Below are 8,263 nucleotides of genomic sequence, written 5' to 3' on the forward strand. Positions count from 1 at the left end.
TTCACTTCAAAACTGCTGGCTAGCTGAATGACCAACGCCCGAATCTCGTTCGGGCGGTGGTGGTATTACACATACTGCAAATTACTAAATCTGTTTCCAGGGTAGCTGCAAAGCGCTCCCAGACAAACGGGAAACACTTCACATCAATCTGGATTAATCGCGCTCGAGATCGATATCGATACCCAAAGAACGAATCTCTTTGACCAGAACGTTGAACGATTCTGGCATACCTGCATCAATCACATGATCGCCCTTGACCAGGTTTTCATAGACTTTGGTACGACCATTCACGTCATCGGACTTCACAGTCAACATCTCTTGCAAGACATAAGACGCACCGTATGCTTCCAGAGCCCAAACTTCCATCTCACCAAAACGCTGACCACCGAACTGAGCTTTACCGCCCAGTGGTTGCTGCGTGACCAGAGAGTAAGGACCAGTTGAACGGGCATGCATTTTATCATCAACCAGATGATGCAGTTTCAACATATGCATGTAACCGAGCGTGACTTTACGTTCAAATGCTTCACCAGTGCGACCATCGTACAGTGTGACCTGATTTTTCGATGGTGTCATACCGAGTTGTGCAGCAATGTGATCAGGGAAAGCAAGATCCAGCATGCGACGGATTTCTGACTCATGGGCGCCGTCAAACACTGGCGTTGCAAATGGAACACCATTTTTCAGGTTGTTCGTCAACTCCAGAATTTCTGCATCGGAGAAGCCATCGATATCTTCGGTTTTACCTGATTCGTTATAAATCTGTTTCAGGAAAGCACGGATTTCTTCGATTTTTGCTTTTGCTTTCAGCATTTCGCCGATGCGCAAGCCCAGACCTTTCGCTGCCCAGCCCAGATGTACTTCCAAAATCTGACCAACGTTCATACGTGATGGAACACCCAGTGGGTTCAACACGATGTCGGCCGGAGTACCGTCAGCCATGTAAGGCATGTCTTCGATAGGCACGATACGGGAAACCACACCCTTATTACCGTGACGACCCGCCATTTTGTCACCAGGTTGCAAGCGGCGTTTAACAGCAAGGTAAACCTTGACCATTTTTTGTACGCCTGGAGGCAACTCATCGCCCTGCGTCAGCTTGGTACGTTTTTCTTCGAAAGCCAGATCGAACTGATGACGTTTTTCTGCGATGGAATCTTTCATCGCAACTAATGCATTCGCGGCCTCATCAGATGCCAGACGGATATCAAACCAGTGATATTTATCGATGCTTGCCAGATATTCTTTAGTAATCTTGCTGCCTTTGGCCAGTTTAGCCGGACCACCGTCAGCAATTTTACTGTCGAGCATACGCTCCAAACGCTCAAACGCATCGCGTTCGACGATACGCAACTGATCGTTCAGATCGAGACGATAACGCTTCAATTCATCATCGATAATCTGCTGTGCACGTTTGTCGCGTTGGATGCCTTCGCGGGTAAACACTTGTACGTCAATGACCGTACCTACCATGCCGGAAGGCACACGCAGGGATGTATCTTTAACGTCAGAGGCTTTTTCACCGAAAATCGCACGCAACAGTTTTTCTTCTGGTGTCAGTTGAGTTTCACCTTTTGGTGTCACTTTACCGACCAGGGTATCACCGGCAGTCACTTCAGCACCGATGTAGACGATACCGGATTCATCCAGACGAGCCAGTTGGTTTTCTGCCAGGTTGGAGATATCGCGGGTAATTTCTTCCGCACCCAACTTGGTGTCACGGGCAACAACCGACAACTCTTCGATATGAATCGAAGTATAGCGATCGTCCGCCACCACTTTTTCAGAGATCAGGATCGAATCTTCGAAGTTATAACCATTCCATGGCATGAAGGCGACCAGCATGTTCTGACCCAGAGCCAATTCGCCCAGATCGGTCGATGCACCGTCAGCCAGCACGTCACCCTTGGCAACCATATCGCCGACCTTGACGATAGGACGCTGATTGATGTTGGTGTTCTGGTTGGAACGGGTGTACTTGATGAGATTGTAAATATCCACACCGACTTCACCAGCCTGTGCTTCAGCATCATTCACACGAATAACGATACGACCCGCATCGATGTAATCCACCTTACCGCCACGCAGTGCCTGTACTGTTGTACCGGAGTCAACTGCCACGGTACGTTCGATACCTGTGCCGACAAATGCCTTCTCTGGACGCAAGCAAGGAACTGCCTGACGTTGCATGTTGGCACCCATCAACGCACGGTTCGCATCATCGTGTTCGAGGAACGGAATCAGCGAAGCCGCAACGGAAACCACCTGACCAGTAGCTACGTCCATGTACTGGATACGTTCCGGGGATACCAGAATCGTTTCACCAGCTTCACGCGCAGAAACCAGTTCATCAATCAGTTTGCCTTCGCCATCGATCGTTGCATTCGCCTGAGCGATGATGTAACGGCCTTCTTCAATCGCAGACAGGTAGTCGATCTGATTGGTGATTTTGCTGTCAACCACTTTACGGTATGGTGTTTCCAGGAAACCGTATTCGTTCAGGCGCGCATACAGCGCCAGAGAGTTGATCAGACCAATGTTTGGTCCCTCTGGTGTCTCAATCGGGCAGACGCGGCCATAGTGAGTTGGATGAACGTCGCGGACTTCAAAGCCGGCGCGCTCACGTGTCAAACCACCAGGTCCCAGGGCAGAAATACGACGCTTGTGCGTGATTTCTGACAACGGATTGGTCTGATCCATAAACTGGGACAATTGTGAAGAACCGAAGAACTCACGAATCGCAGCAGAGATAGGCTTGGAGTTGATCAGGTCATGCGGCATCAGGTTGTCGGCTTCAGCCTGACCCAGACGCTCTTTGACTGCGCGTTCAACACGTACCAGACCAGCGCGGAACTGATTCTCAGCCAATTCACCGACGCAACGTACGCGACGGTTCCCCAAGTGATCGATATCATCGACTTCACCACGGCCATTGCGCAATTCAACCAGAATCTTGATCACGGCCAATACGTCTTCATTCGACAGCGTCATCGCGCCTGTCAGTTCATCACGACCGATACGGCGGTTGAACTTCATACGACCGACAGCGGACAGGTCGTAACGGTCTTCGCTGTAGAACAAGCCATTGAACAGTGCTTCAACGGAATCTTCTGTTGGTGGTTCGCCAGGACGCATCATGCGGTAAATCGCTACACGCGCTGCCATTTGGTCAGCAGTATCGTCGGTACGCAAGGTCTGAGAGATGTAAGCACCTTGATCCAGATCGTTCGTGTACAACGTTTGAATGTCGTTCACGCGTGCATCGCGCAAGCGACCCAACAATTCTTCCGTCAACTCATCGTTAGCGTTAGCGATCACTTCACCAGTATCAGCATCAATGATGTTTTTCGCCAGAACACGCCCCAGCAGATAATCTTCTGGTACAGAAATATGCTTGATACCGCCAGCATCAATTTCACGTACATGTTTTGCATTGATACGCTTGTCCTTGGCAACAATAACTTTACCGGATTTATCGGTAATATCGAAACGCGCCACTTCACCACGCAAACGTTCTGCGACAAACTCCATTTCCGCGCCATCGCTGTGCAGATTGAAGTTATCAAAGACGAAGAAGTTAGCCAGAATCTGTTCATTGTTCATGCCAATCGCACGTAACAAAATAGTGACAGGCATCTTACGACGACGGTCAATACGGAAGAACAGGATATCTTTCGGGTCAAACTCGAAATCCAGCCAGGAACCACGGTAAGGAATGATACGTGCAGAGAACAGTAATTTACCGGAAGAATGCGTCTTACCACGATCGTGTTCAAAAAACACACCAGGTGAGCGATGCAACTGGGAAACGATCACACGTTCGGTACCGTTAATCACAAAAGAGCCTGTGGTTGTCATCAAAGGCAATTCGCCCATGTAGACTTCCTGCTCTTTCATTTCCTTCACAACTGGTTTAGTCGGCGATTCTTTATCCAGAATTACCAGACGCACTTTGGCACGTAAAGGAGATGCGTAAGTCAGACCACGCAACTGACATTCCTTGACATCAAATGCAGGATCACCTAATACGTAGGATAAAAATTCAAGGCGAGCAAACCCATTATGAGAAACAATAGGAAAGATCGAAGTGAAGGCTGACTGCAAGCCCTCATTTTTACGGTTTGCAGCTGTTCTGTCTTCTTGTAAAAAGCTTTGATACGACTCAATTTGAGTCGCCAATAAGAACGGAACGTTGTGGACGTTGGCGCGTTTCGCAAAAGATTTACGAATACGCTTCTTCTCAGTAAATGAGTAGTGCATGGACACTCCGTGAGTGACAGGGAAGGAAGGAGAATTCAGGATTCCTGGCGCATATTGCTAACTTCTTGCGACAAAAAGCCTCAAGTCTCAACCCTCAACCTTAATAAACAACTAAACAACCCGAAACGACAAAGAAGCCAAAGAGGAACCCTCTTTTGCAAGAGGATTCCTTCCTTTGACTTCGGCAAATCCGAGGATTTGCCTTCATACTGAATTACTTCAGATCGGCTTTTGCGCCAGCTTCTTCCAGCTTTTTCTTCGCTGCTTCAGCGTCAGCTTTAGAAACACCTTCTTTAACTGCTTTTGGTGCGCCATCAACCAGATCTTTAGCTTCTTTCAAGCCCAAACCAGTGATTTCGCGAACTGCTTTAATGACGCCAACTTTGTTTGCGCCAACTTCAGCCAGAATTACGTTGAATTCTGTTTGTTCTTCAACTGCTGCTGCTGGACCTGCTGCTGCTGGGCCTGCTACTGCTGCTGCGGAAACACCAAATTTTTCTTCGAATGCTTTTACCAAGTCGTTCAGGTCCATTACGGACATCGCGCCTACGGCTTCCAGGATATCGTCTTTGCTAAGTGCCATTTGAAACTCCAATTAATTAATTACATTGATACGGTATTTGACGGAAAAAATCTTATTCTGCTACGGCTTCAGCAGCTTCAGCTACTGGTGCTGCAGGAGAACCGGATTCTTTCTGTGCCGCGACGGCTGCCAGAGCACGTGCGAAAGCAGATACAGGAGCCTGCATCATGCCAACCACTTGCGCCAACAATACTTCACGACTAGGAATGCTTGCCAATGCAACAACGCTGGCTTTATCCAACGATTTGCCTGCATAGTTACCTGCTTTAACAACCAGTTTGTCGTTGGTTTTTGCAAAGTCTTGAACGACTTTAGCAGCTGCAACGGCATCTTCCGAGATTGCATAAATCAACGGACCGGTCATTTCAGAAGCGAGGCTGGCAAATACAGTTCCCTCAACAGCGCGACGTGCGAGTGTGTTTTTCAACACGCGCATGTAAACGCCTTGAGCACGTGCGGATGCACGCAATTGCGTCAAATGACCGACCTGGATGCCACGATATTCAGCTACGACGATAGTCTGTGCAGTTGCTACTTTTGCAGAGACTTCAGCGACGACTGCTTTTTTGTCATTCAGATTGAGACTCACGGTCAACCTCCATTAATGATATTCAGTGTTCGCATCCGGATGATGCGCTTCCCTCATATCGTTTCGAACACGGCGTCCGAAGTTAGGAGTTTCACTGGCGGACCAGTAATCACTACAAAACTTGTTCGGGTACACCATCTGCGTTGGGTTTCTGTTGATTACTCTTCAGAGATTTAACTTTGTATGAATTCACACTCAGCCCAACGGTCTTTGACACTCCGGATACTTTCAAAAAATATCCAGCCCAAAGATGCGCCCTGAATCATAAAACTCAGGGACTTAATTCTTATTACGACTTAAGCCAGGTTGCCGTGGTCTACACGTACACCAGCACCCATCGTGGAAGAGATAGATACTTTACGCAGGTACACACCTTTGCTTGTCGCTGGCTTAGCTTTATTCAAAGCTTCGATCAGCGCAACCAGGTTAGCTTTCAGATCACCATCAGCAAATGACTTACGACCAATCGTTGTATGGATGATACCTGCTTTGTCTGTACGGTACTGAACCTGACCAGCTTTTGCATTTTTAACAGCAGTAGCTACGTCTGGAGTTACTGTGCCGACTTTCGGATTTGGCATCAAACCACGTGGACCCAATACCTGACCCAGTGTACCGACAATACGCATAGTATCTGGAGAAGCGATCACAACGTCGAATGGCATATCGCCAGCTTTAACGCGTTCAGCCAAATCTTCCATACCAACGATGTCCGCACCCGCTGCTTTAGCTTCTTCAGCTTTAGCGCCTTGAGCAAAAACCGCTACACGAACTGTTTTACCTGTACCGGATGGCAATACCACTGCGCCACGAACAACTTGATCAGATTTCTTAGGATCAACACCCAACTGAACGGAAACGTCGATGGATTCATTGAATTTTGCTGTTGCGCATTCTTTGATCAATGCAATTGCGTTATCAAATGGATACACTTTCAGGCGATCAACTTTAGTTGCGAGCAACTTTGCTTTTTTAGATAACTTAGCCATTACAGACCCTCCACCGTGATGCCCATAGAGCGAGCTGAACCAGCGATTGTACGCACTGCTGCGTCCATATCAGCTGCAGTCAAATCAGCGCGTTTTACGGTTGCGATTTCTTCAGCTTGCGCACGAGTGATCTTACCAACTTTGTCAGTATGTGGCTTAGCAGAACCTTTAGTGATACCAGCTGCTTTTTTGATCATGTATGTTGCTGGAGGAGTCTTCATCACGAATGTGAAAGACTTATCAGCGAATGCGGTGATCACGACAGGAATCGGCATACCTGGCTCAACACCTTGAGTCTGCGCATTAAATGCTTTACAGAATTCCATGATGTTCAAACCACGTTGACCCAGAGCTGGACCGATTGGTGGGGATGGATTTGCTTTACCAGCTGGCACTTGCAGCTTGATAAAACCAATAATTTTCTTTGCCATGTTTGGCTCCTTCAAAAATTGAGTAATAGCGCCTGAAAATATTCACTCACATCAACAGGCTCCTCTGCTTTCTACCTATCAGTTTTTGCAGCTACCTGCATCGTACTGACCACGATACAACTTAAACTTTTTCTACCTGACCAAATTCAAGCTCAACCGGAGTGGCGCGGCCAAAAATCGTTACGGTAACGCGCACTTTAGATTTTTCGTAATTCACTTCTTCGACGTTGCCATTGAAATCTGTGAAAGGACCATCTTTAATACGTACGACCTCACCGACTTCGTATAAAACTTTAGGCCTTGGCTTTTCAACACCATCCTGCATTTGCTGCAAAATCTTATCAACTTCGTGCTGAGGAATTGGAGAAGGCTTATTAGATTTGCCACCAATAAAACCTGTTACCTTGCTAGTATTTTTAACCAAATGCCATGTATCGTCAGTCATTTCCATTTCGACGAAAACATAACTAGGGAAAAGACGGCGCTCAGTGACAGCTTTACGACCATTTTTTACTTCAATTACTTCCTCTGTCGGCACCAAAATCTGACCGAACTTATCTTGCATTTCTGCTCGTTCTATACGCTCGACCAGAGCACGTTGCACACTTTTTTCCATACCGGAATATGCATGAACGGCATACCATCTTTTAGCACTTTTAGGCACAGACACCACCGGCGCTGTACCTTCTTCGTTTTCCTGAATGTTATCGCTCATTATTTTTTCCATCCAAGGACTACGTCATACAACAAAAACTCCAGGAACTTATCAGTACCCCAGAGAAATATCGCCATAATCAAAACAAAACCAAAAACTACTGCGGTAATCTGACCAGCTTCTTTACGTGTAGGCCACACCACTTTTTTTGTTTCGCGAACAGATTCTTTCGCAAAATTAACAAAGTCACGCCCAAGATCAGAAGTTGCCAACAGACCAACAGCGGCAAACAAACCGACCAGCAAAGCAATCACACGTACCCAGCCAGCCTGATTAGCGAGAATATAAAAAGCAGCAACTCCTGAAATCACAGCAACAACTGCCAGAATGACTTTGTATTTGTCATTGGAAGTGCTGACTGTTTGAACGGGATGATTAGACATACTTAATTTACTTTCGGTGCCCTGCGGCTTTGATGGTGGCAGGGGCGGAGGGAATCGAACCCCCAGCCTACGGTTTTGGAGACCGTCGCTCTGCCAATTGAGCTACACCCCTACATTTTGAAACTTCTTAACTGCTACGGCGATCCTAAACAGATCGCCGCACTCGATTCAGATATTACTATCAGTATTACTCGATAATTTTAGCAACGACACCCGCACCAACAGTACGACCACCTTCACGAATCGCAAAACGGAGACCTTCTTCCATCGCGATCGGGTTGATCAGTTTTACTGTGATAGAGACGTTATCACC

7 protein-coding genes, 1 tRNA gene and 1 pseudogene are annotated in these 8,263 nt (G+C 47.3%); all 9 read right to left on the reverse strand.

Annotated elements, in window-relative coordinates; translation table 11 throughout:
* Positions 1-153: 153 nt before the first annotated feature.
* Positions 154-4,260 carry a DNA-directed RNA polymerase subunit beta gene (rpoB, locus tag ACO0LB_RS15830; protein ID WP_423050758.1) on the reverse strand — a complete coding sequence of 1,369 codons (4,107 nt, stop codon included), beginning with the start codon at positions 4,258-4,260 and terminating at the stop codon, positions 154-156.
* A 214-nt stretch (positions 4,261-4,474) separates the two neighbouring features.
* Complete coding sequence (gene rplL, locus ACO0LB_RS15835) at positions 4,475-4,843, reverse strand: 50S ribosomal protein L7/L12 (protein ID WP_423050760.1); 369 nt, start codon at positions 4,841-4,843, stop codon at positions 4,475-4,477.
* A gap of 52 nt (positions 4,844-4,895) precedes the next feature.
* Positions 4,896-5,432, reverse strand: coding sequence for a 50S ribosomal protein L10 (gene rplJ, locus ACO0LB_RS15840; RefSeq protein ID WP_423050762.1), 537 nt, complete (start codon positions 5,430-5,432; stop codon positions 4,896-4,898).
* A 296-nt stretch (positions 5,433-5,728) separates the two neighbouring features.
* Positions 5,729-6,421, reverse strand: coding sequence for a 50S ribosomal protein L1 (gene rplA / locus ACO0LB_RS15845; RefSeq protein WP_423050764.1), 693 nt, complete (start codon positions 6,419-6,421; stop codon positions 5,729-5,731).
* Complete coding sequence (rplK, locus tag ACO0LB_RS15850; RefSeq protein WP_423050766.1) at positions 6,421-6,852, reverse strand: 50S ribosomal protein L11; 432 nt, start codon at positions 6,850-6,852, stop codon at positions 6,421-6,423. The genes rplA and rplK overlap by 1 nt, the downstream gene beginning before the upstream one ends.
* A gap of 121 nt (positions 6,853-6,973) precedes the next feature.
* The gene (nusG, locus tag ACO0LB_RS15855; RefSeq protein WP_423050768.1) at positions 6,974-7,567 is read right to left on the reverse strand and encodes a transcription termination/antitermination protein NusG; all 594 of its coding nucleotides are present in this window, start codon (positions 7,565-7,567) and stop codon (positions 6,974-6,976) included.
* Positions 7,567-7,950: a preprotein translocase subunit SecE gene (gene secE / locus ACO0LB_RS15860; RefSeq protein ID WP_423050770.1), complete on the reverse strand. Its 384-nt coding sequence runs from the start codon at positions 7,948-7,950 to the stop codon at positions 7,567-7,569. The genes nusG and secE overlap by 1 nt, the downstream gene beginning before the upstream one ends.
* Positions 7,951-7,986: 36 nt before the next feature.
* Positions 7,987-8,062, reverse strand: a tRNA-Trp gene (locus ACO0LB_RS15865).
* Between the two features lie 75 nt (positions 8,063-8,137).
* A pseudogene (tuf, locus tag ACO0LB_RS15870) lies at positions 8,138-8,263 on the reverse strand (elongation factor Tu); the annotation flags it as partial.

The sequence above is a fragment of the Undibacterium sp. SXout7W genome (genome assembly GCF_049339385.1).
Taxonomy (GTDB): Bacteria; Pseudomonadota; Gammaproteobacteria; order Burkholderiales; family Burkholderiaceae_D; genus Undibacterium.

Bases quoted from the DNA above. Each gene is read 5' to 3' on its own strand.
- rplK (WP_423050766.1), bottom strand. From the start codon at position 6,852: ATGGCAAAGAAAATTATTGGTTTTATCAAGCTGCAAGTGCCAGCTGGT.
- secE (WP_423050770.1), bottom strand. From the start codon at position 7,950: ATGTCTAATCATCCCGTTCAAACAGTCAGCACTTCCAATGACAAATAC.
- rplA (WP_423050764.1), bottom strand. From the start codon at position 6,421: ATGGCTAAGTTATCTAAAAAAGCAAAGTTGCTCGCAACTAAAGTTGAT.
- rpoB (WP_423050758.1), bottom strand. From the start codon at position 4,260: ATGCACTACTCATTTACTGAGAAGAAGCGTATTCGTAAATCTTTTGCG.
- nusG (WP_423050768.1), bottom strand. From the start codon at position 7,567: ATGAGCGATAACATTCAGGAAAACGAAGAAGGTACAGCGCCGGTGGTG.
- rplL (WP_423050760.1), bottom strand. From the start codon at position 4,843: ATGGCACTTAGCAAAGACGATATCCTGGAAGCCGTAGGCGCGATGTCC.